General features: G+C 74.0%; 18 protein-coding genes. 4 read left to right on the plus strand and 14 right to left on the minus strand.

All coding sequences use genetic code 11. The features are described 5' to 3' along the window. Nucleotides 1-324: 324 nt before the first annotated feature. The 3 genes from P3T27_RS28455 to P3T27_RS28465 form a co-directional block, all read right to left on the minus strand. Nucleotides 325-1,248, minus strand: a complete 924-nt coding sequence (locus P3T27_RS28455) for an aminoglycoside phosphotransferase family protein (RefSeq protein ID WP_280683534.1) — start codon at nucleotides 1,246-1,248, stop codon at nucleotides 325-327. Between the two features lie 574 nt (nucleotides 1,249-1,822). Beyond that, nucleotides 1,823-2,503 (minus strand): DUF6445 family protein, encoded by a 681-nt coding sequence (locus P3T27_RS28460; protein WP_280683536.1) that lies wholly within the window; start codon nucleotides 2,501-2,503, stop codon nucleotides 1,823-1,825. Nucleotides 2,504-2,600: 97 nt separating this feature from the next. Continuing rightward, nucleotides 2,601-3,365: a TetR/AcrR family transcriptional regulator gene (locus P3T27_RS28465; RefSeq protein WP_280683538.1), complete on the minus strand. Its 765-nt coding sequence runs from the start codon at nucleotides 3,363-3,365 to the stop codon at nucleotides 2,601-2,603. A 127-nt stretch (nucleotides 3,366-3,492) separates the two neighbouring features. Between P3T27_RS28465 and P3T27_RS28470 the strand changes: the two genes are divergently transcribed. Together P3T27_RS28470 and mca are read left to right on the plus strand one after the other, a co-directional pair. Then, on the plus strand, nucleotides 3,493-3,768 hold the full coding sequence (locus P3T27_RS28470; protein ID WP_280683540.1) for a hypothetical protein: 276 nt from the start codon (nucleotides 3,493-3,495) through the stop codon (nucleotides 3,766-3,768). Between the two features lie 52 nt (nucleotides 3,769-3,820). After that, entirely contained in the window at nucleotides 3,821-4,711 is an 891-nt protein-coding gene (gene mca / locus P3T27_RS28475) for a mycothiol conjugate amidase Mca (RefSeq protein ID WP_280683542.1), read from the plus strand. A gap of 23 nt (nucleotides 4,712-4,734) precedes the next feature. Here mca and P3T27_RS28480 read toward each other — a convergent pair whose 3' ends face one another. Continuing rightward, on the minus strand, nucleotides 4,735-6,177 hold the full coding sequence (locus P3T27_RS28480) for a PHB depolymerase family esterase (RefSeq protein WP_280683544.1): 1,443 nt from the start codon (nucleotides 6,175-6,177) through the stop codon (nucleotides 4,735-4,737). Nucleotides 6,178-6,318: 141 nt separating this feature from the next. Between P3T27_RS28480 and P3T27_RS28485 the strand changes: the two genes are divergently transcribed. After that, nucleotides 6,319-6,579 carry a PaaI family thioesterase gene (locus P3T27_RS28485; RefSeq protein WP_348534142.1) on the plus strand — a complete coding sequence of 87 codons (261 nt, stop codon included), beginning with the start codon at nucleotides 6,319-6,321 and terminating at the stop codon, nucleotides 6,577-6,579. A gap of 129 nt (nucleotides 6,580-6,708) precedes the next feature. On the opposite strand, the gene P3T27_RS28490 is transcribed toward P3T27_RS28485, so the two are convergent. The 3 genes from P3T27_RS28490 to P3T27_RS28500 all read right to left on the minus strand — a co-directional run bounded on the left by P3T27_RS28490 (nucleotide 6,709) and on the right by P3T27_RS28500 (nucleotide 9,658). Then, nucleotides 6,709-7,707, minus strand: coding sequence for a YdcF family protein (locus P3T27_RS28490; protein ID WP_280683548.1), 999 nt, complete (start codon nucleotides 7,705-7,707; stop codon nucleotides 6,709-6,711). Between the two features lie 153 nt (nucleotides 7,708-7,860). Beyond that, a complete protein-coding gene (gene pip / locus P3T27_RS28495) occupies nucleotides 7,861-8,814 on the minus strand; it encodes a prolyl aminopeptidase (RefSeq protein ID WP_280683550.1) in 954 nt (317 codons plus the stop codon). A gap of 166 nt (nucleotides 8,815-8,980) precedes the next feature. Beyond that, nucleotides 8,981-9,658 carry a TetR/AcrR family transcriptional regulator gene (locus P3T27_RS28500; RefSeq protein ID WP_280683552.1) on the minus strand — a complete coding sequence of 226 codons (678 nt, stop codon included), beginning with the start codon at nucleotides 9,656-9,658 and terminating at the stop codon, nucleotides 8,981-8,983. Nucleotides 9,659-9,782: 124 nt separating this feature from the next. Between P3T27_RS28500 and P3T27_RS28505 the strand changes: the two genes are divergently transcribed. Further along, nucleotides 9,783-11,396 carry an MFS transporter gene (locus P3T27_RS28505; protein ID WP_280683554.1) on the plus strand — a complete coding sequence of 538 codons (1,614 nt, stop codon included), beginning with the start codon at nucleotides 9,783-9,785 and terminating at the stop codon, nucleotides 11,394-11,396. Nucleotides 11,397-11,438: 42 nt separating this feature from the next. Here P3T27_RS28505 and P3T27_RS28510 read toward each other — a convergent pair whose 3' ends face one another. From P3T27_RS28510 to P3T27_RS28540, 7 genes are all read right to left on the minus strand, one after another. Continuing rightward, a complete protein-coding gene (locus tag P3T27_RS28510) occupies nucleotides 11,439-12,251 on the minus strand; it encodes a lysophospholipid acyltransferase family protein (RefSeq protein ID WP_280683556.1) in 813 nt (270 codons plus the stop codon). Beyond that, nucleotides 12,248-13,087, minus strand: a complete 840-nt coding sequence (locus P3T27_RS28515) for a GNAT family N-acyltransferase (RefSeq protein WP_280683558.1) — start codon at nucleotides 13,085-13,087, stop codon at nucleotides 12,248-12,250. Before P3T27_RS28515 ends, P3T27_RS28510 begins: the two co-directional genes overlap by 4 nt. A gap of 352 nt (nucleotides 13,088-13,439) precedes the next feature. After that, nucleotides 13,440-14,819: a serine hydrolase domain-containing protein gene (locus P3T27_RS28520; protein WP_280683560.1), complete on the minus strand. Its 1,380-nt coding sequence runs from the start codon at nucleotides 14,817-14,819 to the stop codon at nucleotides 13,440-13,442. Nucleotides 14,820-14,995: 176 nt separating this feature from the next. Beyond that, nucleotides 14,996-16,375 carry a M1 family metallopeptidase gene (locus P3T27_RS28525; RefSeq protein WP_280683561.1) on the minus strand — a complete coding sequence of 460 codons (1,380 nt, stop codon included), beginning with the start codon at nucleotides 16,373-16,375 and terminating at the stop codon, nucleotides 14,996-14,998. Then, nucleotides 16,357-20,244, minus strand: coding sequence for a Pls/PosA family non-ribosomal peptide synthetase (locus tag P3T27_RS28530; protein ID WP_280683563.1), 3,888 nt, complete (start codon nucleotides 20,242-20,244; stop codon nucleotides 16,357-16,359). The genes P3T27_RS28525 and P3T27_RS28530 overlap by 19 nt, the downstream gene beginning before the upstream one ends. A gap of 405 nt (nucleotides 20,245-20,649) precedes the next feature. Next, complete coding sequence (locus P3T27_RS28535; RefSeq protein WP_280683565.1) at nucleotides 20,650-21,516, minus strand: NmrA family NAD(P)-binding protein; 867 nt, start codon at nucleotides 21,514-21,516, stop codon at nucleotides 20,650-20,652. Further along, nucleotides 21,513-21,995 (minus strand): hypothetical protein, encoded by a 483-nt coding sequence (locus tag P3T27_RS28540; RefSeq protein WP_280683567.1) that lies wholly within the window; start codon nucleotides 21,993-21,995, stop codon nucleotides 21,513-21,515. Before P3T27_RS28540 ends, P3T27_RS28535 begins: the two co-directional genes overlap by 4 nt. Nucleotides 21,996-22,083 lie beyond the last annotated feature (88 nt).

The following is a 22,083-nucleotide window of genomic DNA, read 5'->3' on the forward strand; positions in this document are numbered from 1 at the left end:
GCCAACCGCCGGGAGCGGCGGGCGGTCAACGGTGGCCGCCCGGGAGCGGCGGAATCGCGTCACCGGGGGAGAGGGGGAAGGATCGGGTTCGAGCCGAGCACCCGGGAGTATGCCGCCGCCTACGAGATCCCGATCTGTCTGCCGGACACCGGGCCGAGCGCGTCACGCCAGGAGACGCCCGCGATGACGTTCGCGCCTCCGGTGTCCTGGCCGGTCCGATATGGGTGTCCGCGCGTCCGCGTCGGTGCAGGTCATCGACGATGGCCCCGAGCGGGATCGGGAGCGCGCCTTACGCCGCATACCAGGCACAGACGCGGGTCGCTGTCACACGAGCAGCGCCTCGAGCTCCGGAAGTCGGCCGAACAGGTCGGGGAGGCCGCGCACGCCGTTGCGTACGGACTCGTGCGACAGCGCGAGGTCAGGGCCGGTGCTCGCCTCGACGCCGGCGAGGCACCGGAGGATGTTCCACCTCGTGTGCCCCAGCCAGCCGCCGATCATGAACACGAACCAGCTTGGACCTGACGGCGGCAGTGCTCCGCCCCCCGCGACATAACCGTCGAGGACCGAGCGGAAGATGGCGGGTTTGATGTCGTCGAAGCCAGGTCCCTTCGCGAGGCTCAGCGCGGTCGAGCCGAGCTCACTGGCCAGGTCGAGCATCCCCGAGAGCTCCCAGTCAAGCACCACCGGCCGACCCTCTCGAGCGAGCAGGTTCCACGGGTGGATGTCCTGATGGGTCAGCACGACGGGGCCTGGCCGTTCGCAGGTGTCGACGAAGTGGGCAATCGCGAGGAACGTCTCGACGTGGGAGGCGAGTTCGTCGGCCCACGGCTGTCCGGTCGCCGCCGCCCGCGCGGCGAGCTCGGGCCAGTCCCGTGCCGTCGGATCCTCGATCGACACGTGGGTCCACGCGACGTCGAGCGCGTGGATGCGCGCGAGGATCTCACCGATATCGAACGCGTACGCCGCCGACACCGGTGCTTCGGGCACCGTTTCTCCCTCGACCCATCGGTGGACGAGCGTGTGGTGGCTGGCCGAGATCGGCTCCGGCATCGGGATGCCGGTGGCGAAGGCCGCCCGCTCGAACCTGAACACGTCCTCGACGTGGTAGGTCCAGCGGCGGTCGACGAGGTTCAACTCCTTCACCGCGAACGACCCTTGGTCGGTGTCGAGCCGGTACATCCGGTTGGCGAACCCGCCGTGGACGCGGATCATCGGCCTGATCGGCGCGCCGAGATGGGAAAGGTTCACCCACGCATGCTAGGGGCTGGCAGTTCATCGATGCACCGGAATTTCCCGCGATGCAGCGGGGCGCCGGGCGGGTGTGGTCGTCGTCGAACTGGCCCCGGACGTCCTTGATGAACCACTGCAGCGTCCGGTCCGCGCCGTTGATCAGCGGCACCATCCGCTCGCGCGGCCCCGAGCCGCGGGCGCCCTTGCCCAGGCGGACGTGGAGCTTGCCGAACCGGCCCAGGTGCCCGACGTCCCCGCGCGGATGGTGCCGTCCGTCAGCCCCGCCGAGGCCCGCGCCAACACGAAACCGGCCAGCACGTCCGTCTCGAACCGCTCCAGCTCCTCCACCGAGACCGGATCCCGGGACTCGCGCACGTCCCGCACCACCGCCAGCGCCGACGACTCGCGCCTGCTCGCCTTCGACGTTGGGCGCGTGGTCGTCGATGAGGAGGCAGTCGGCCGGGCTGATGCCCAGGGCGGCGCAGGTGATCTCCGGTGCGACCGCAGGGGCGCGGTCCGTCCCTTCCACTGTCGACGGCGCGGGCGGGGCGGCGCCAAGAGGCCGTCCCGGCCCGTCCGCGGCGGCGGCCTGTCAGGCCATCCAGAAGAAGACGGCCGTCATCCGCCGCTCCGGCAGCTCGGCGCCGTAGTAGGTCGTCGCGCTGTGGATGAGGTTGGCGTGGTAGAGCAGCAGCTGGTTGTAGCGGTTGGGGACACGGACGTCCTCGGTGAAGTGGTCGGCGGGCACGTGCCGGGTGCCGAGCGCCTCGACCAGGTTGTTGTGCGGCGCGTTGACCAGGTTGCCGCCGAGGCGTCCGCCGGGGAACTGCTGGCGGTAGAAGCTGGTGCCGGCGTCCTTCGGCGCGCCCGGGCTGAGGTAGAGCACGGCGGCGTAGCGGCAGAGGGCGCGGGAGTCGGTGTGCGGGCGGGACTCCGACTCACCGGCGCCGACGACCTGGACGCAGTTGTGGTTCAGCGTGCCACCGCCCGGGGTGCTCTGGACCCAGAGCCGGGAGGCGCCGGTCGCCTTGCGGACCAGGGCCTCGACGCGGGTCAGCTCGTCGGGCTCCAGGCCGGGCATGGTGCGCAGGCCGGGCCAGGCCTCGGGACGGTACGGGTAGCCCTCGGTCCAGTCGCCGCGGGCCAGGCAGCGCTCGCGGACGGCGTCCGGGTCGGGGAGGACGTTGTCCAGGACCCAGAAGTCCCGGCCACGGGTGGGTTTGCGGTAGGGCAGGACCGGCAGGGCGGTGGACCTGATGGGCTGTGAGGGCATGGGCCGACGATAGGGGCGGCGGCCGTCAACCTTCTGCCGTGAGCAGGTCAACCTTTCGTCAAGTGCTGCCCATGGGCGGGGTGTTTCCCGCCGCAGGTCAGGGGCTTGTCCGGACGGCGTAGGTGCCCAGGGCGCCCTCCAGTCGGTCGAAGGCCCGGACGGCCGAGGGTCGGACCACCGCCGTGATGGCGGTGGTCTCCTCGCCGGCCAGGAGGCGGCGGAACACCTCGGTGAACACCGCACGGTCGACGGCGGCGAGCAGCCCGGCGGCCACCCGGCTCTCGAAGTCGACCGGCGGGTCGAGCGGCGGGCGGGACGGTAGGTCGAGCGGCAGGTCGGTGGCCAGGTCGGCGGGCAGGTCGGCCTCGGAGCCGGTCGAGGTGGCGACCGATGCGCGGGCCTCTGCGCCGGCCTCGGCGCCGGCCTCGGCGAGGGCCTCGGCGAGGGCGGTCTCGCTCTGCTCGTGCAGTTCGCGCAGCCGGGCGACCAGGGCGGGGCTGTCGGCGATGGTGCGGGCGAAGGCCTGGCCGGAGAACCCGAGCCGCGGGTCGTGCCGGTCGAGGCCGGCCAGGCAGTCACGGCGGAGCGCGGTGAGGGCGGATTCGCCGGCCGCGCGCCCGGTGACCGCCCGGGCGAGTCTGCCGACGATCTCCTCGTGCAGGTCGAGGAGGAGGTCCTCCTTGCGCGGGAAGTGGTTGGTGACGGTCATCTTGGCGACCCCGGCGGCGGCCGCGACCTCGGCGATGGTGGTGCGGTCGAAGCCCTGCTCGATGAAGAGCCCGGTCGCGGCGTGCGAGATCGCCTCGCGGGTGCGGCGCTTGTTGAGCTCGCGCAGGTTCGGAGTAGCCCCGGTTTCCGTCATGGGGGCAGCGTAGCGCAGTTCGCTGGGTCGGTCACAGAAAATAGGCTTGACCTAATCTCTGGGTTCGTCCTAAGTTTCTTCCGGGCGGTCGGAGCGGCCGCCGAAGGGGCGACCAGGCGGAGGGCGCATGACCACATCGGTCACCGGAAAGCGCAGAGTGACGACGGCTCGGGCGGCTGGGGCGGCGGCCGGGGCGGGCCTGGCGGAGCCGCTGCCGTCGGGCCTGCTCAAGATGGGCGCGGTGCTCGCGCTGGGGCCGGTGCTCGCCCTGCTGGACACCACGATCGGTGCAGGCGGCTCGGCCGGCGCGGCCTTCGGGGAGACGTTCTGGTGGGTGCTCGCCCTGTCCGCGCTCGCCATCGCACCGGCCCTGCTCTACCCGGGCTCCCGTAAGCCCGTCTGACCAGCAGCCATCACCGATCGGTCATCAACCGACCACCATCCACGGAGGAACCATGGTCACCCAGCACCCCGGCGGACTCCGCCTGCTCAGCGTCCACGCCCACCCCGACGACGAATCCAGCAAGGGCGCGGCCACGCTGGCCCGGTACGCGGCCGAAGGGGTGGACGTCCTGGTCGCCACCTGCACCGGCGGCGAGCGCGGCTCGGTACTCAACCCGGCGCTGGACCGGCCCGAGGTGCGGGCGGACCTCACCCGGATCCGGCGCGAGGAGATGGCAGCGGCCCGGGACATCCTGGGCGTGCGCCAGCAGTTCCTCGGCTTCGTCGACTCCGGCATGCCGGGTCCGGAGGAGCCGTTGCCGGAGGGCTGCTTCGCCGCCCAGCCGGTGGCGGTCGCCGCGGCGCCGCTGGTCGCCCTGATCCGGCAGTTCCGCCCGCAGGTGGTGGTCACCTACGACGAGACCGGCGGGTACCCGCACCCGGACCATGTGATGACCCACCAGGTCACGGTCGAGGCCGTCGAGGCCGCGGCCGACCCGGACCGCCACCCCGAGGCGGGGGAGCCCTGGCCGGTGGCGAAGCTCTACTACCACCTGGCGCTCTCCCGGGCCTGGTTCCAGACCCTGCACGACGCGATGACGGAGCGGGGCGTCGCCTCGGGCATGGGCGAGCTGCTCGCGGACTGGCCGGACACCCGGCCCGCCCTCGCCGCCACCACCCGGGTGGCGTGCGCCGAACAGTTCGCCGTACGGGACGCGGCGATGCTGGCGCACGCCACCCAGGTCGAGCCCGGCGTCGCGTTCATGGCCCACCCGAGGGACATCGAGCGCGAGGTCTGGCCGACCGAGGACTACCACCTCGCCCGGAGCCTGGTGCCGGGTGCGGGCGAGTGGCCCGAGACCGACCTGTTCGCGGGGCTGCGCTCAGGAGAGGAGGACGAATGAACCGTAGGTGGGCCTCCGTCGGCTCAGCACTGGCCGTCGGCGAGCACGAAGTAGCCCGGTCCGGTCTGCTTCAGGGTGTGGGTCACGAAGGTGTTCCAGAGCCCCATGCCCTGGCCCGAGCCGAAGGCGTAGGTCAGGCCGCCGCTCTGGGTGGCCCGACCGGCCCGGACCTGGTTGTAGTTGCTGTCGGTGAAGCACTGCGGAGTGCTGCCGCCGGTGGTCGCCGTCACCGCTGCCGACCGGGCGCCCACCGTGCCCGTCGTGTCGACCGCCGCCACGGTGTAGCCGTACGCGGTGCCGGAGGCGAGCCCGGTGTCGGTGAAGGTCGCGCCGGTCGGGCTGCCGGCCAGGGCGCCGTCCCGGTAGACCCGGTACGAGGTGGCGCCGCTGACGGCCTGCCAGGAGAGCGCGATCGAGCCCTGGTCGACCGGGGCCGCGGTCAGTCCGGCCGGGGCGGGCAGACCGGGGGTGGTGGGCCCGGTCCCGCTGTCCAGGCCCCAGAACAGCGCGGTGTAGTAGCTGGAGCAGATCGTGTTGAGGAAGTAGCTGCCGGTGGCCCCGCACTGGTCGGTCCCGGTGCCGGGGTTGACCGCCAGCCCGTGGCCCATCCCGGAGACGGTGAACAGCGCCACGACGGGCTGCCCGCCTGCGTCGGCGTAGTCCTCCTCGGTGGTGCCGCCCGGCAGGGTCCGGGTACCGGTCGGGCGCTGGCCGACGCCCTGGACGTTCGTCCACTGGTCGCGCAGCTCCGTCGCGTTCACCGGCTCGACCACGGTGTCCGCGCTGCCCTGCCAGATCGCCACCCGGGGCCAGGGTCCGGCGTAACCCGGGTACGCGGCCCGGACCTTGTCGCCCCACTGCGCCGGAGTGAGCCCCTGATCGGCGTTCTGGCAGCCGGAGGCGGCGCCCTGGGTGGTGGCGCAGTGGGCCGGGAGGCCGGAGTCGATCGCCCCGCCGGCGAACACGTCCGGGTAGTCGGCCAGCAGGTCGGCCGCCATCCCGCCGCCGGCCGACAGCCCGGTGACGAACACCCGGTGGCCGTCCGAGCCGTACAGGGCCTTGGCCTTGGCGACCATCTCGACCACCGACTCCGCCTCGCCGGCGCCCCGGGCGTCCTTGGCCGCGTCGAACCAGCTGAAGCAGGAGAGGCTGTTGTTGGCACTGCTGGTCTGGGGGAAGACCACCGCGAAGCCGTACCGGTCGGCGAAGGTGGTCCAACCGGAGTTGCGGTAGTAGTCGTTGGCGCTCTGCAGGCAGCCGTGCAGCGCGACCACCAGCGGCGCGCCGGCAGGCAGTCCGGCGGGGGTGTAGGAGTACATCGCGAGGTTGCCCGGGTTGGCGCCGAACCCGGCGACCTGCTGGAAGGTCCCGCTCGCGGTGTCGGCCACCGCCGGGGTGGGCGTGGCGGTGCCGATCGTGAGGGCAGCCGCCGTCAGCAGCGCGGCGACGGCAGGGCGGAGGGGCATGGGAGCTCCTGGGTGGGGGAGGAGTGGGGGCGGCTGCCGAGCAGCGTGGCGCGCGCCACGCCCAGGTGCCATGTGGCGGTCACCCGCGGTCCACCGTCCCGCCATGGCTCGGACCGCCATGGCCCGGTACTGCGGAGCGCCGTGCCGGCCGACTCGGCGCTCGGCTGTGCCGTGCTGAGCTGGCTGCCCGCCGGGATCGGTTACACCACCACGCAGTTGAACGTCCACATGCTGCGCCCGCTGTTCGCCGACTCGGGGCTGCTGCGTTGCGAGGGCCTGGTGCTGCACCTCGGGCGGACGATGGCGACGGCCGAGGCCAGGGTGGTAGGGGTGGAGAACGGCAAGCTCTACGCGCACGCCACCACCACCTGCGCGATCCTGGCGCCCCGCCCGGCGGCCTGACCGGCGGCCCAAGCAGCGGCCTTGGCGCGGGCCTTGGTGCGGCCCTGCCGGGGAACTCTGACCGTGAACGAGCGGACCCCGGCCGCAGTGGCGACCGGGGCGTGCTCGAAGTGCCGGGGCCGGCGGGGGTCAGAGGGCCGCGAGCAGGCCGCAGAGCGCGAGGAGGCCGCAGATCCCGAAGTTGATCAGCTTGTGCGAGAGGAACACGGCGGTGAACTCGCGGATCGTTGCGCTCGGCCAGTAGTAGGCGGCGGTCGGGGAGCCGAACACGTGCCCGTTGACGCCGGTCCGGCGGGCGGTGAGCGCCGCCCGGAAGGCGTGGAAGTTGTTGGTGACCACGACGCAGCGGTAGTCGGGCTTGGCCTGCTCCATGATGGCCTTGCTGAAGAGCAGGTTCTCCTCGGTGGTGCGCGAGCGGTCCTCGCGCTCGATGTGTTCGGCCGGGAAGCCGCGCCCGGTCAGGTAGTCGGCCATCGCGTGGGACTCCGGCAGCTTCTCGTCGGGGCCCTGGCCGCCCGAGGTGATCAGCATCGGCGGGTTGCCGCGGGCGGCCTGCCGGTCGTACACCTCCCGGCCCCGGTCGAGCCGGCTGGCGAGCAGCGGCGGGACGCGCTCGCCGCCGATCAACCCGGAGCCGAGGACGACCACGAAGTCCACGTCCCGGCGGGGCCGGTGGCGGCCGTACAGGAACGCGTAGCCGACGAAGCAGACGAACAGGAAGGAGATGTAACCGACCACCAGGACGGCGGTGCCCGCGAGGATGCCGAGTTGGCGCGAGCGGGTGGCCAGGGCGACGAACAGCAGCGCGATGACGGCGAGAATGCCCAGTCCGGCGAGCAGCGACAGCAGGTTGGCGGGCCGTCTGCCCTCCTTTCGGATCATGGTCAGGCCGTTGGAGATCAGGAACCAGACCAGGGCCATCGTGCCCACGGCCGGCAGCAGGATGATCGCGACCGCCACGAGCTCCGCCACCAGCGTGGGCGCCTTGCGGAGTTCGGCGAGCAGGGCGAGGGCCAGCAGGGAGACGGAGATGCCGAGCAGGACGGCGTTGCTGAACTGGCGGCGGTCCCGTAGTACCCCTATTCCGAACAACAGGAAGAACAGGGCGGCTGGGGCATAGACGATCATGCCTCGTATCGTAGGCGTAGGCCGTTCGTGCGAATCGGCCGTCCGCCCCCGGAGCCGGTCCCTCAGGCGAACCGCTCAGACACACCGCTCAGACACACCGCTCAGACACACCGCGCGGGCGCACCTCGCGGGCGCACCTCGCGGACGCGTCGCTCAGGCGAACCGCTCGATCGCCGCGAGGACCGCCTCCGTCATCGTCGGGCTCCCGGTGTGCCCGGACTCGTCGATGACGGTCAGTCGGGCCTCCGGCCAGGCCCGGGCCAGCCGCCATGCGGTGTCGAGTGGCGAGCCGAGGTCCAGCCGGCCGTGGATCAGTTCGCCCGGGATGCCGGCCAGTCGCCCGGCATCGCGCAGCAGTTGGTCGTCCGCCAGGAAGGCGCGGTGCGCGAAGTAGTGCGCGGTGATCCGGGTGAACGCCATCAGCGCGTCGGCGGGGCGGTCGCTGTACGCGTTCGGCTTGCCCAGCACCTCGTGCGCGATGACGGCGTCCTCCCAGCGGGCCCAGGCGTTCGCGGCGGCCCGCCGGACGGTCTCGTCCGGGCTGTTGAGCAGTCGGCTGTAGGCGGCCACCAGGTCGCCGTCCCGGTCGGCGGCCGGCAGGAAGTCCCGGAACTCCTCCCACGGGCCGGGCAGGAAGCGGGCGACGCCCCGGTAGAGCCAGTCGGTCTCCTCGGGGCGGGTCGTGGTGACCCCGCAGATCACGATCCCGGAGACCCGCTCGGGGTGGGCCTGGGCGTAGGCGAGGATCAGCGTGGAGCCCCAGGAGCCGCCGTACAGCAGCCACTTCTCGATGCCGAGGTGTTCGCGCAGCCGCTCCATGTCCGCGATCAGCCGGTCGGTGGTGTTGTGCTCCAGCCCGGTCGTCGGGTCGGCGGCGTGCGGCAGGCTCTGCCCGCAGCCGCGCTGGTCGAACTGGACCACCTGGTACCGCTCGGGGTCGAAGTACCGGCGGGCGCCCGGCCGGTGGCCGGACCCGGGCCCGCCGTGCACGACAGCGGCGGGTTTGCCCGCCGGGTTGCCGGAGGCGTTCCAGTGGATCCGCTGCCCGTCGCCGACGTCCAGCAGGCCTTGGGCGTACGGCTCGTAGTGGGGGTACAGCTCGGGCATCGCGGAACTCCTCCGTGGACGTGCGGTCGGATCGCCCGGTGGGACCAGGGCCGGTCACGACGACCCTAGCCGGTGCTCGGAGGCCGGGCCGCAGATTATCGGAGCCCCCGGACTCGGCCCGCCCGACGCGGAAGGCGGCCGGCCGTCGTACGTGCCACGGGTCGGGTCACCGCCGGTCGACCGGCAGCAGGGCCGCGAGCCCGTCGAGGATGCGCTGCACGCAGAACTCGAAGCGGGCGTCCATGTCGGGTTCGGTGAGGTCGCCGGCCAGGGCGACGAGGTTGGGGAAGGTGTCCGCCGGCAGGGAGCGGAAGCGGTCGCCGGCGGCGTCGGCGATGTCCCGGCGGCTGGTGCCGAGGACTTCGGCGGCCGAGATCGGCGACTGCTCCTGGAGGACGAATCCCTGGACGAAGGCGCCCAGCAGGTAGGTGGCCATGGCGGCGTCGGCGTCGGAGAAGCCGGCCGCGCGGAGGCGGTCGAGTTGGTCCTCCATCACGGCGAGCAGGTGGGGCCCGGGGGCGAGACGGCCCGAGACGACCTTGGCGGCGTCGCGGTTGTCGAGCAGCAGCCGGCGGTAGCGCGAGCAGTAGGCGTGGAACTGCTCGCGCCAGCCGCCCTCGCGCGGCGGGGGTTCGGCCGAGGCCATCACCGCGTCGGTGAGCAGGTCCAGCAGTTCCTGTTTGTTGCGGACGTGCCAGTACAGCGAGGCCGCCTTGACGCCGACCTCGGCGGCGACCTTGCGCATCGACAGCCCGGCGAGGCCGTCCCGTTCCAGGACCCGCAGCGCGGCCTGGGTCAGTGCCTCCCTGGTCAGCGGAGGTGTCGTGTCGTCGTTCTCCGGCATGGCTGTGCGGACGCCTCCCGTGGTCTCGCGGATCCCGCTTGCAATCTAACACCGTTAGGGGCACTCTGCGCGTGCCGCATCACTCCCTAACGCTGTTAGGGGCCACGGATCGGGAGGGTTCCCCATGCAGGAGTCGAGCGCCCGGCGCAAACGGCTCGCGCTACTGACTCTCTGCGTCACCATGTTCATGTCCATGCTGGACAACGTCATCGTCAACAACGCCCTGCCCCGCATCGGGCAGGACCTGGACACCGGGATCAGCGGCCTCCAATGGGTCGCCGAGGGCTACAGCCTCGTCTACGCCGCGCTCGTGCTGACCGGTGGTGCGCTCGGCGACCGCCACGGCCGCACCCGGATGTTCCGGCTCGGCCTCGCGCTGTTCACGGTCGGCTCCGCGCTGGCCGCGCTCGCCGGCACGATCGGCCTGCTGGTCGGCGCCCGGATGCTCCAGGGCGTCGGGGCCGCACTGCTCACCCCGGGCAGCCTCGCCCTGCTGCGCCACGTCTTCACCGACGAGCGCGAGCGCGCCAAGGCCATCGGCCTGTGGTCCGGGGTCTCCGCGCTGGGGCTGTCCATCGGCCCGGTGGTCGGCGGGCCGATGGTCGAACATCTCGGCTGGGCCAGCGTGTTCTGGATCAACGTGCCGATCGGCGTGGCCGGCCTGGTGCTCGCCGCCCGCGTCCTCCCGGACATCCCGCCGCGCGCCCGGCGGATCGACCTCGGCGGCCTCACCCTCTCCGCCGCGGGTCTCGGCCTGCTGGTCTACACGCTGATCGAGGGGCCGTCCCGCGGCTGGACGGACACCCGGGTGCTGCTCTGCGGCGTCGCGGCGATCGCGCTGCTGGCCGCCTTCCTGGTGCTCGAACTGCGCCTCGCCGAACCGATGCTGGAGCTGAGGCTGTTCCGCGACGGCGCCCTCGGGGGCGCGCTGCTCAGTGGCTTCATGGTCAGCTTCGGGATCTTCGGCGCGCTGTTCTTCCTGCCGCTGCTGATGCAGGGCCCGCTCGGCTGGTCCCCGTCCGACGCCGGCTACGGCGGGCTGCCGATGACCGGGATGATCGTCATCGCCGCCCCGCTCTCCGGCCGGCTGACCTCGCGGTACGGCCCCCGGCTTCCGTTGGTGCTCGGCCTCGCCCTGTGCGCGGCGGGCCTCGGCGGGCTGTCCCTCTACGGCGAGCACGCCCACTACGTCGAATACCTGTGGACCCTGTTCGCGATGGGCCTCGGGATGGGGATGACCTTCACCCCGATGTCGATCGCGGTGCTCCAGCGGGTCGCCCCGGCGCAGACCGGGATGGCCTCGGCGACCATCAACACCCTGCGCGAACTGGGCGGTGTTCTCGGGATCGCGGTCCTCGGCGCCGTGCTGACGAACCGGATGACCGGCACCCTGACCGCCGCCCTGCACCGGCTCGGCGTGTCACCGGGCGCCGTCGGCCCGATCGCGGACGCGCCCGCCGGGGCGGGGCACGGCGGTGGCGGTGCGGCCGCCGTGCTGCCCGGCCCGGTCCGGGAGGCGGTCGACGGCGCCTTCATCGACGGCATCCACCTCGCGACGCGCTGCGGTGCGGCCGCGCTCGCCGTCACCGCCGTCGTGGTCGCCGTCCTGCTGGGCCGGGCCCGCCCGGTCGGGCTCGGCGGCACCGAGCTCCCTGAGACGAACGCGCATCCGGAGGTGAGCCAGGACCCGGAGTCGAGCCAGGAGCCCGAGCCGCTGGCCGAGGCCCGGCCGGCCTGACCCGGTGCGCCTTGTTTGCCCGGTGAGCCCGGTGACAGCGCGTCAGCGGATGCCCTCGACCGCCGCCTGCGCCGTGCGGGCCAGTTCCCGCCGCGCCCCCGCCCGGGTGGCCTGCGGCGCGGGCGGCGGAATCGGTGGCAGGAACGTCACCTCGGCGACCAGCCCGCGCACCGCGACCACCCGGGCGAGCGAGGTGAGCAGCCCGTCGTCGCCGACGAAGGCGGGCACACTCGTCGGGCGACCGTCCGACAGTCGGTAACGGATCGTCACCGGCTGGACGAAGGCACCCGCCTCCACCGCGGCCTGGAACAGCGCGGGCCGGAACCGGCCGCTCTCCCGCCCGCACCAGGTCGACCCCTCCGGGAAGACGATCACCGGGTGGCCGGCGCGCAGCACCTCGGCCACCGCCGCCACGGTGCCCGGCAGCGCGCGCAGCCGGTCGCGGTCCAGGAACACGGTGCCGCCCCAGGCGATCAGCGGCCCGACCACCGGCCAGTGCCGGACCTCGGTCTTGGCCAGCGAGCGGCCCGGGCGGCCCGCCGCGATCAGCGGGATGTCCAGCCAGGACACGTGGTTGGCCACCACGAGCGTCCCGCCGCCGACCCCGCCGCCGGGCGTTCCGAGGTGGACGGTGACCCCGAGGGCGCGCAGCAGGACGCGCGCCCAGAGCCGGATCAGCTGCTCCCGGGTGCCGTACGGGAGGAGGCGGAGCGGCAGGCTGAGCAGCACGCCCGCCACCACGGCCGCCAGGCAGGCCGCCAGCCGCAGCGCCCGTCGGGGGTGCGAGACGGCGGGCGCCGGGTCGGCCAGGCAGGTCTCGGGCCGGCAGGGGGCCGTCGGCAGCCAGACGCTCATGAGGTGGCGCCGAGGGGTTGGGCGGGCAGTCCGGACAGGAAGTGCCGCAGGTAGCGCGGGTCGGTGCGCTCCAGCGACAGCAGCACGTACAGGTCGACGCAGTCGAAGTCCGGGTCGTACGCGGGCTCGCCGCAGACCCAGGCGCCGAGCCGCAGGTAGCCGCGGAGCAGGGCGGGCAGCGCGCCCCGCTCGGCGCGCGGTACCCCGGTGGCGTCCCAGCGGCGGCGCGGGGTGACCCGGTACCGCTCGGGGGCCAGGTACTTGGCGCTGACGGTGTCCCAGACCCGGGCCGCGGTGGCGCCGCCGTCGTCCAGGGCGATCGAGCAGCAGCCGCCGACCCAGGTGTTGCCGGTGTCGGCGAGGTAGCGGGCGATGCCGCCCCACATCAGGTTGATGACGGCGCCGTTGCCCCGGTGGTCGGGGTGGATGCAGGAGCGGCCGAGTTCGACCAGGCCCGGGCGGACGGGGGCGAGGGCGGAGAGCTCGAACTCGCCGTCGGAGTAGAGCCGGCCGGCCCGTCGGGCGGCTTCGGGACGCAGCAGCCGGTAGGTGCCGACGACGGCGCCGTGCTCGCCCTCGCGGACCAGGAGGTGGTCGCAGTACTCGTCGAAGGGGTCGACGTCCAGACCGGCGACCGGGCTGCGCAGGACGGCGCCGAGCTCGGTGGCGAACACCTGGTGGCGCAGCCGCTGGGCGGCGCGCACGTCGTCGCCGTCGCGGGCGAGCGAGACGGTGTACCCGGCGGCCGGGGTCTGCTGCTGGCGGGGGGCGGGAACGGTCGGGACATCGTGGGTGGGGGCGACTGCGGTCGGAGCGTACGTGGGGACGGTGGTCATGGCGGACCCTCCAGGGCAGCACGATCGGCGGTGCCCAGGATCGCCAGGGCACCGGCCCGGCCCGCGGGCGTTGAGCATGCACGCGAACCGGTCTCCGTATGTCTCTCCGAGCCGGTTGGCGTTTATGTTGCGGCGCGGCGGAGCGCAGATGTGCAACTGCTGAATGGGACCACCCGTTGCCTCCCGGTCATCTGCCGGGCACCGGGCGCTCGCCCACGGAGGGTGGACAAGAGGGCGGACAACCCGGGAGCCCACGCGCCCCCGGGCTGCTTCTCACGCCCTCGAACGGGCCGGAGGGTTAGCCCTCGAACGGGCCGGAGGGTTAGCCCTCGAACGGGCCGGAGGGTTGGCCCTAGAACGCCTGCCAGCCGTCCGGGTCGACGCCGCCCGGGACGGCGGCCGCCGGGCCGTACGGTTCGCGGGTGAGGACGAAGGAACCGAGGTCCAGGTGGCTGACCGTGCCGTCGGCGGCCCGGACCACCCGCAGGGTCTCGCCCGCGTAGTAGTTGTCCAGCCCGGTCCAGGTGCCGTCCGGCTCGGCGCGGAAGCGGGAGCTGCGGGCGCCGCCGGAGAGTGGGGTCAGTTCCAGGGCGCGGTCGGCGCGCAGCCGCAGGGCCTGCGCCGAAGTGCCCCAGTACCAGGGGCCGGTGAGTGCCAGCAGCTCCTCGTCGACCTCGGGCAGCGGGCGCCAGGGCTCGGGCAGCCGGGGTTCGTGCTCGGCGGTCAGGGCGATCAACTCGGCTGCCAGCAGCGGGGTGTTGGCGCCGCTGGTGGCGTTGGAGAGGGCGACCGCGGCCAGCCCGTCCTGCTCGCTGACCCACAGTCCGGCGGTGAAGCCGGGCAGCGAGCCGGTGTGGCCGTACAGCACCCGGCCCTCGTGGCGGCGCAGTTGCAGGCCGAGGCCGTAGGCGGCGGTCCAGTTCGCGTCCTCGGGGCCGGTGGCGGGCCGGCGCATCTCGGCGAGCGTGTCGGCGGCGAGCACCTTGTCGTCCCCGGCGGCGAGGAAGGCCGCCCAGCGGGCGAGGTCGGCGACGGTGGACCAGAGTTGGCCGGCCGGTCCCATCAGCCCGGTGTCGGTGAGCGGCTCCGGCAGCATGACGTCGGCCCACGGGTGGACGGCGAAGCCTCCGGCGTGCGGGTGCCCGGGCAGCACGGTGGTGCGGTCCATGCCGAGCGGCGCCAGGACCTCGCGCCGCAGCACCTCGCCCCAGGGCTCGCCGCGCAGCCGTTCGACCAGCGCGCCGAGCAGCGCGTAGCCGGGGTTGGAGTAGTGGTGGAGGCGCCCGGCCGGGTGCTTGACGGCGGCGCCGGGCTCCAGCAGGTCGTCGAGGCCGGGCCGCAGGGAGCCGTCGGTCCGCTCCCACCAGGGCCCGGGGGTCTCGGCGGCGAGCCCGGCGGTGTGGGCGAGCAGCTGCGCGATGGTCGCGTCGTCGGCCGGGGTGCCGGGCAGGTGGCGGGCCAGCTGGTCGGCGAGGTCGAGCAGGCCCTCGTCACGCAGCCGCAGCACCAGCACGGCGACGAAGGTCTTGGTGAGCGAGCCGATCCGGTACTGGACGTCCGGGGTCGGCGCGTGCCCGTCGACCATGCTGCGGGCGCCGCTCCAGACCAGCTGACCGTCCCGGACCACGCCGGCGGCCAGTGAGGGCGTGCGGCCTTCGGCCTGGGCGACGGCGATCCGGTGCAGCAGGGCGCGGCGGGTGGTCGGCAGCAGTTCGTCGGGCTGATCGGTCATCTGATCCTCTGAATCCTTCGGCGAGGTCCGTCGACGGGGCCGGTCGGCGAACGCGGGCGGCAAACGAACTCAACCTAGTCACGCCGCTTCGGCGGATCCACCCGTTATTTCCGCGAACGCCCGGCTATATCACCCAGGGTCCGGACCCTCGTGCCCGGGCAGCCCGGGCAGCCCGGTCAGCCCGGCAGCGGCGGCAGTTCGGGCCGCTCCAGCCAGGCCTCGAAGAGCGGGCCGAGCGGGGCGGCGGCGTACCGGGAGGCGTGCCCGAGCAGCTCGGCGGTGCCGACGACACCGTGCCGGTGGACGCTCGTCCAGTCCCGCAGCATCGCGAAGAAGGCGTCCTCGCCCAGGGCCCGCCGCAGCGCGTGCACGGCCAGGCCGCCGCGCTGGTACAGCCGGTCGTCGAACATCAGCTTCCGGCCCGGGTCGGCGAGCCTGAGGTCCTGCGGGAGCCCGGTCAGCAGACCGTGCGCGGCGGCGGCGTGGGTGGCCGCGGCGGGGCCGCCGGCGTGCTCGGACCACAGCCACTCGGCGTACTTGGCGAAGCCCTCGTTCAGCCAGATGTGCCGCCAGTCGGCGATCGTCACGCTGTTGCCGAACCACTGGTGGGACAGCTCGTGGGCGACCAGCCGCTCGCGCTCCCAACCGCCGCCGAGGTGGTTCGTCCCGAAGGTGGCGACGCCCTGCGCCTCCACCGGGACGTCCAACTCCTCGTCGGCGACGACCACCGCGTACTCGCCGAACGGGTACGGCCCGAAGACCTCGGTGAAGTACGCCATCATCTCCGGCTGCCGGCCGAAGTCCCGGGTGAACTCGGGGACCAGCCGCTCCGGGACGTAGCCGGTCTGCGGCACGGCCGGACGCGTCGCCAGCGGCACCGGCCGGTAGTGGCCGATCGACACCGTCACCAGGTACGGCGAGGTCGGCGCAGTCTGCTCGTACACCCAGGTGGTGCTGGAGGCCCGGGTGGTGCGGGTGAGCAGCCGGCCACTCGCCACCACGGTGAACGGGGACGGGGTGGTGACCGCTATCTGGTACGTCGCCTTGTCGGCGGGCCGGTCGTTGCACGGGAACCAGGACGGCGCGCCGATCGGCTGGCTGGCGACCAGCGAGCCCTCGGTCAGCTCCTCCCAGCCCAGGCCGCCCCACGGGCTGCGCACCGGGCGGGGGTTGCCGGTGTAGTGCACCTCGACGGTGAACGCCGCGCCCGCCGCCAGGGCCTTGGCCGGGCGGATCCGCAGCTTGCCGCCGCGGTGGGTGTAGCGGGCGGCCTTGCTGTTGACCAGCACCCGCCCGAGCCGGAACTCGGCCAGGTCCAGTGCGAACTCGGCCAGCGCCGCGTCCGCCACGGCGCTCAGCCGGGCCGAGGCCGCCAGCCGGTTCGGCCCGGGCCGGTAGTCCAGTGCGAGTTCGTAACGGTGGACCCGGTAGCGGTGGTCGCCGCTGGTCGGGAAGTACGGATCCGGGGTGGCGGCGGCCGCCGGGGCGTGCTTGGGCTTCACGGGGACGTGCGCTTCCTGCGGGCCGGGACGGGTGGTCATGACGTGGGCTGCCACGCCTCGATGGGGTTGCCCAGCCACCGCGTGTCGGCGGGGACGGACTCGGCGCGCATCACCAGCGAGGCCGGGCCCAGCGTGCTGCGCGCGCCCACCGTGCTGCCGGGCAGCACGATGCCGCCCGGGCCCAGGGTGGCGCCCTCGCGGAGGACCACAGTATCCATCCGCATGATCCGGTCGTGGAAGAGGTGCGTCTGCACCACACAGCCCCGGTTGATGGTGACGCCGTCCCCGAGGGTGACCAGGTCCGCCTCCGGCAGCCAGTAGCTCTCGCACCAGACGCCGCGCCCGACGTGCGCACCGAGCGCGCGCAGCCAGAGGTTCAGCACCGGCGTGCCCGGCACCGCGCCGACCAGCCACGGCACCGCCAGCACCTCGACGAAGGTGTCCGCGAGCTCGTTGCGCCACACGAAGCCGCTCCACAGCGGGTGCTCCACCGCCCGGAACCGGCCCACCAGCAGCCACTTGGCGGCCACCGCGACCGTGCAGGCCGCCGCACCGGCCGCCAGCAGCAGCAGGCCCGACAGCAGCGCGGCCACGCCCGCCGACCAGGAGGAGGCCAGCCGGGACAGCGCCGCGACGGTCAGCACGCCGAGCGCCCCCGAGGCCAGCACCGGCAGCAGCCGGGCCAGCTCGACCAGCCCGCGCGCCCAGAGCAGCCGGGCCGGCGGCTCGTAGGTCAGGCTCTGGTCGGCCTCGTCCGCCGCGCGCGGCAGCCGCATCGGCGGCATGCCCAGGTACGAGCCGCCCTTCTTGGCCTTCGCCGGCGTCGCCGACAGCACGCCCACCAGGCCCCGCTTGGGCACCGCCCGTCCCGGCGCGGTCATCCCCGAGTTCCCGAGGAACGCCCGCTCGCCGACCTTCGCCTCACCGAGCCGCACCCAGCCGCCGCCCAGCTCGTACGGCGCGATCAGGGTGTCGTCGGCCAGGAACGCGCCGTCGCCGACGGTGGTCAGGCTGGGCAGCGCCAGCACCGTGGACACCTCCGCGCCCCGGCCGACCCGCATCCCGAGCGCCCGCAGCCACAGCGGCGTGATCAGCCCCGCGTACAGCGGGAACAGCACCTCCCGGGCCTGGTCCATCAGCTGGGTGACGGTCCACGCCTGCCAGCCGACCCGGCCGTGCAGCGGGTGCACCCCGGGGACGAGGCCTCGGCTGAGCAGCCGGACGGCGGCCACCAGCTGCGCCGCGTACACCGCGCCGTAGGCCAGGGTGGCGGGCAGCAGGCCGAGCAGCGCGCCGCCGAGCGCCGCGCCGAGGCCGTCGCCCTGGTGGACGAAGCGGGAGAGCACCGCGAGTGCGGCCAGCGCGGGCGGCACCGGCAGCAGGCCGAGCGCCGTGCCGCTGGCGCCGTACAGCGCGGCCCAGAAGGTCCGGTGCGGCGGGCGCTCCTTGGGCCAGGCCCGCTCGGCGCGGCCCAGCTTGACGGCCGGCGCCCCGCCCCAGCGCTGGCCGGTCGGCACCTGGCCGGTGACGCTGGAGCCGGCCACCACCTGGGCGCGCTTGCCGACCCGGGCGCCGGGCAGCAGGGTCGAACGGGTGCCGACCACGGCGCCGGAGCCGACCTTGACCTGGCCGACCTCCAGCCGGTCGCCGTCCAGCCAGTAGCCGCACAGGTCCACCTCGGCCTCGACGGCACAGCCGCGGCCCAGCTTCAGCATCCCGGTGACCGACGGCAGCGAGTGCAGGTCCACCTCGGGCGCGACCTTGGCGCCCAGGGCGCGGGCGTAGCGGACCAGCCAGGCGCCGGACAGCGAGGTGGCGCCGCTGATCTCGGCGAGCCGCTCGGCGGCCCAGAGCCGCAGGTGGGTGGCGCCGCCGCGCGGGTGGCTGCCCGGGCGCAGGCCGCGCAGCAGCAGCCGGGCACCGCCGGCCGCGATGGCCAGCCGGCCTGCCGGGGTGTACAGCGCCAGGGCGCCCGCGCCGACCGCCCACCAGGAGGCGGTGGGCGCCCACGGGTAGTCGCCGAGGTGGGAGAGCAGGTTGCCGGCGGCCAGCAGGGCGACCGTCCAGCGCAGGCCGACCACCGTGAACAGCGGGATCAGCAGGAGCAGCTGGAGCAGCTTGGCCCTGGTCGGCACCAGGGTGATGATGCGGGTCTCGCCGCCCTGCGCGGCGGAGCGCTCCAGGTGCCGGGCGAGCTTGCGCAGCGTCGAGTGCTGGTAGACGTCCAGCACGGCGGCGTTCGGGTAGCGGGTGCGCAGCAGGGTGGTGAGCCGGGCAGCGGCCAGGCTGCCGCCGCCGATGGCGAAGAAGTCGTCGCGCGGGCCGCTCACCGTCACGCCGAGGATCTCGGCCCACTGCTCGGCCAGCCAGGCCTCGGTGCCGTACAGCTGCTCGCTCGGCCCGGCGCTCTCCAGCTCGGGCAGCGGCCAGGGCAGGGCGTCGCGGTCGACCTTGCCGGAGGTGCGGGTGGGCAGGGTGTCGACCGGCGCGAGCAACGGCACCAGGGCGGCCGGCAGCTCGGCGCGCAGCCGCTCGACGGCCTGCTCGCGGTCGTAGCCGTCCTGGACGACCAGGTAGCCGACCAGCAGTTGGTTGCCGCCGCGCGCGGTGCGGACGGCGGCGGCCGCACCGGCCACGCCGGGCAGGGCCTGCAGCGCCGCGTCGACCTCACCGAGCTCGATCCGGCGGCCGCCGAGCTTGATCTGCTCGTCGGTGCGGCCGAGGAACAGCAGGCCCGCCGGGTCGGCCTGGACCAGGTCACCGCTGCGGTACGCGCGCTCCCAGCCGAGCGAGGGCAGCGGCGCGTACTTCTCGGCGTCCTTCGCCGGGTCGAGGTAGCGGGCCAGGCCGACGCCGCCGATCACCAGCTGGCCGGTGCCGCCGGCCGCGACCGGCGCGCCGGCCTCGTCGACCACGGCCAGGTCCCAGCCGTCCAGCGGCAGGCCGATCCGGACCGGGCCGTCGCCGGTCAGCAGTGCGGCGCAGGCGACCACGGTGGCCTCGGTGGGCCCGTAGGTGTTCCAGACCTCGCGACCCTCGGTGACCAGGCGCTGGACCAGCTCGGGCGGGCAGGCCTCGCCGCCGAAGATCAGCAGCCGCACCTCGTTGAGCGCCTCGGCCGGCCAGAGCGCGGCCAGTGTCGGGACGGTGGAGACCACGGTGATCTCCTGCTCCGCCAGCCAGGGGCCGAGGTCGGCGCCGCTGCGGACCTGGGAGCGGGGCACGGGCACCAGGCAGGCGCCGTGCCGCCAGGCCAGCCACATCTCCTCGCAGGAGGCGTCGAAGGCGACGGACAGCCCGGCCATCACCCGGTCGCCGGGGCCGATCGGCTCGTCCTGGAGGAAGAGCGCGGCCTCGGCGTCGACGAAGGCGGCGGCGTTGCGGTGGGTGACGGCCACGCCCTTGGGGCGACCGGTGGAGCCGGAGGTGAAGATGATCCAGGCGTCGTCGGCGGGGGCGGGGCGGATGGTCGAGTGATCGGGCTGGGCGGCCTCGCGCTCGCGGTGAACGGTCAGGGTGCGCTCGGCGCCGAGCACCGCGGCGACGTCGGCCTCGCCGAAGACCAGCTGGGCGCGCTCGTCCGGGTCCTCGGCGTCGACCGGGACGTAAGCGGCGCCGGCGGCGAGTACGGCGAGGATCGAGACGTACAGGTCGTTGGTGCCCGACGGCACCCGCACGCCCACCCGGTCGCCCGGGCCGATCCCGGCGGAGGCCAGTCGGCGGCGCAGCTGCTCGATCTCGGCGGCCAGGGCGCGGTAGCTGAGGACGGTGTGCCCGTCGTCCAGGGCCGGCTCGTTCGGGTGGGCGCGGACGGTGGCGTCCAGGACGTCGACCAGGGTGCGCGGTGCGGCGGCCGGGCGCCCCGGGAACAGGGCTTGCGGCGGTGTGGCGGACTGCTCCGGCTGGCTCGGTTCAGCTGTCATGGCAGCCCGTACGCTCCTCGTCCTCGCCCCGTTCCGACCAATGCCCGGCCCTTGGGGGCGGTGGGAGCACTCGCCTGACCGGGTGACCCCACTCCGGGGCCGGAGCGGACAACCCGATCGATGGTAGCCCCGGGCATGAGGCACCGTACGGCCCGACACCCGACCCAACTCGGCCGTAAATGGCCGAATCTGACGTTTCGTCAGTCAATAACTGAGCGCGATTGGTAGTGATGTGACTGGATGTCAGTCGAATTGACGGATCGTCAGGTCGAATTCCCCATCGTGATCCATGCCACAGCGAATGCTGCTCCTTTCGGGTGGTGGGCCCGGCGTCCGGCCCGGTTTCGGCCTGTTCGCCAGGCTGGCACCGGCCCGTTCACCAGGCCCACCACGATGTCGGAGGGGTCAGCGGAAGCGGTGCAGGTACTCGCGGAGGAACGCCTCCAGCGTGCGCGGGGCGCGCCCGGTGAGGCGGGTCAGGGTGTCGTCGGGAGTCTCCCTGCGGACCACCGCGAGCTGCTGGATCTCCACCACGTGGGCGGCCAGCCACGGCGGCATCCCGGCCCGCTCGATCAGGTGGGCGTGCAGTCCGGCCGGTGGCAGATCGAGGTAGCGGACCGGTCGGCCGAGCAGCTCGCCGAGCAGCCCGGTGAGCTCCGGGTGGCTGTACGCCCGGCCGCCGGTGAGCGGATACGTCCCGCCGGCGAGCTCCGGGCGGGTGAGCACCTCGGCCGCGGCATCGCCGATGTCCCGGGCGTCGACGTAGTTGCACCGGGCCTGCCCCAGGGCGCCGTGCACCACCCCGGCGGCGGCGACACCGGGCGCCAGGAGCAGCAGCTTCTGCATGAACGCGTACGGCCGCAGCACCGTCGCGGTGAGGCCGGAGGTGCGCAGGCGCTCCTCGATCAGGTGGTGGCCGCGGGAGACGGCCACGGGGGAGTCCGGTTCGGCGGCGGGTGCGGAGACCTTGACGATGTGCTCCACGCCGCCCTCGACCGCCGCGTCGATCGCGGCCAGCTCGTGCTCGACCTGGCGCGGGCCGTTGGCCATGGTGAGGAAGAGCTGGTGCGCGCCGCGGAAGGCCGCGCGCAGCGAGCCGGGGTCGGCGGCGTCGGCCGGGAGCGTCTCGGTCAGCGCGAGGGTCCGGTCGTCGAGCCCGGCGGCGAGGCGGGCGGGGTCGCGGCTGAGCGCGCGGCTCGGTGCGCCGAGGGCGGCGAGGCTGCGCAGGGTGGCACCGCCGGTGGCGCCTGCGGCGCCCATGATGACGATCACGTTGTCTGCCTTTCCGGTTGGACGGAGAGTCGGTGCTGCGGGGAGCGGGCCGGGCGGCTGCCGCGCCACCGCCAGGCGATCACGGTGGCCGCGATCGCGGACGAGACCGGCAGGTCGACCGGGAGGCGGCCGGGCCACGGGTTGGCGGCGAGTCCGGGGAGCTGTGGCAGCCAGTGCGCGGCCGTGAGGCCGACGGCGAGTGCGACCGCCGCGGCGGCCAAGCCGAGGGCGGGGGCCAGCAGGGCGCGCGGTGCCCGGCCGGCCAGGGAGTGGGCGGGACGGCGACGCAGTGCGGAGCCGACCAGGGTGGCGACGACGGCCGAGGTGCCGCCGATCGTGGTGGCCGCGGCGATCATCAGCTGCGGCTGGCGGGTGACGGCTCCGCCGATGCCGGCCATCACGGCGGGCATCGCGTAGGCGGCCAGGACCTCCCGCCACAGGGTGAAGGGCGGCGGTGCGCCGGATGTTTTCTTGCTCACGGGTTCCTTCTCGGCATGGTGATGAGCCACCTAACCATTTGTGCTTAGGTGGCTAACTATTGGGTCGTGAGGTGGCGGGCCGCCGATG

The sequence above is a fragment of the Kitasatospora sp. MAA19 genome (assembly GCF_029894125.1).
In the GTDB taxonomy this organism is placed as follows: Bacteria; Actinomycetota; Actinomycetes; order Streptomycetales; family Streptomycetaceae; genus Kitasatospora.

Bases quoted from the DNA above. Each gene is read 5' to 3' on its own strand.
- P3T27_RS28460 (WP_280683536.1), bottom strand. From the start codon at position 2,503: ATGCCCTCACAGCCCATCAGGTCCACCGCCCTGCCGGTCCTGCCCTAC.
- P3T27_RS28465 (WP_280683538.1), bottom strand. From the start codon at position 3,365: ATGACGGAAACCGGGGCTACTCCGAACCTGCGCGAGCTCAACAAGCGC.
- P3T27_RS28470 (WP_280683540.1), top strand. From the start codon at position 3,493: ATGACCACATCGGTCACCGGAAAGCGCAGAGTGACGACGGCTCGGGCG.
- mca (WP_280683542.1), top strand. From the start codon at position 3,821: ATGGTCACCCAGCACCCCGGCGGACTCCGCCTGCTCAGCGTCCACGCC.
- P3T27_RS28480 (WP_280683544.1), bottom strand. From the start codon at position 6,177: ATGCCCCTCCGCCCTGCCGTCGCCGCGCTGCTGACGGCGGCTGCCCTC.
- P3T27_RS28490 (WP_280683548.1), bottom strand. From the start codon at position 7,707: ATGATCGTCTATGCCCCAGCCGCCCTGTTCTTCCTGTTGTTCGGAATA.
- pip (WP_280683550.1), bottom strand. From the start codon at position 8,814: ATGCCCGAGCTGTACCCCCACTACGAGCCGTACGCCCAAGGCCTGCTG.
- P3T27_RS28500 (WP_280683552.1), bottom strand. From the start codon at position 9,658: ATGCCGGAGAACGACGACACGACACCTCCGCTGACCAGGGAGGCACTG.
- P3T27_RS28505 (WP_280683554.1), top strand. From the start codon at position 9,783: ATGCAGGAGTCGAGCGCCCGGCGCAAACGGCTCGCGCTACTGACTCTC.
- P3T27_RS28510 (WP_280683556.1), bottom strand. From the start codon at position 12,251: ATGAGCGTCTGGCTGCCGACGGCCCCCTGCCGGCCCGAGACCTGCCTG.
- P3T27_RS28515 (WP_280683558.1), bottom strand. From the start codon at position 13,087: ATGACCACCGTCCCCACGTACGCTCCGACCGCAGTCGCCCCCACCCAC.
- P3T27_RS28520 (WP_280683560.1), bottom strand. From the start codon at position 14,819: ATGACCGATCAGCCCGACGAACTGCTGCCGACCACCCGCCGCGCCCTG.
- P3T27_RS28530 (WP_280683563.1), bottom strand. From the start codon at position 20,244: ATGACAGCTGAACCGAGCCAGCCGGAGCAGTCCGCCACACCGCCGCAA.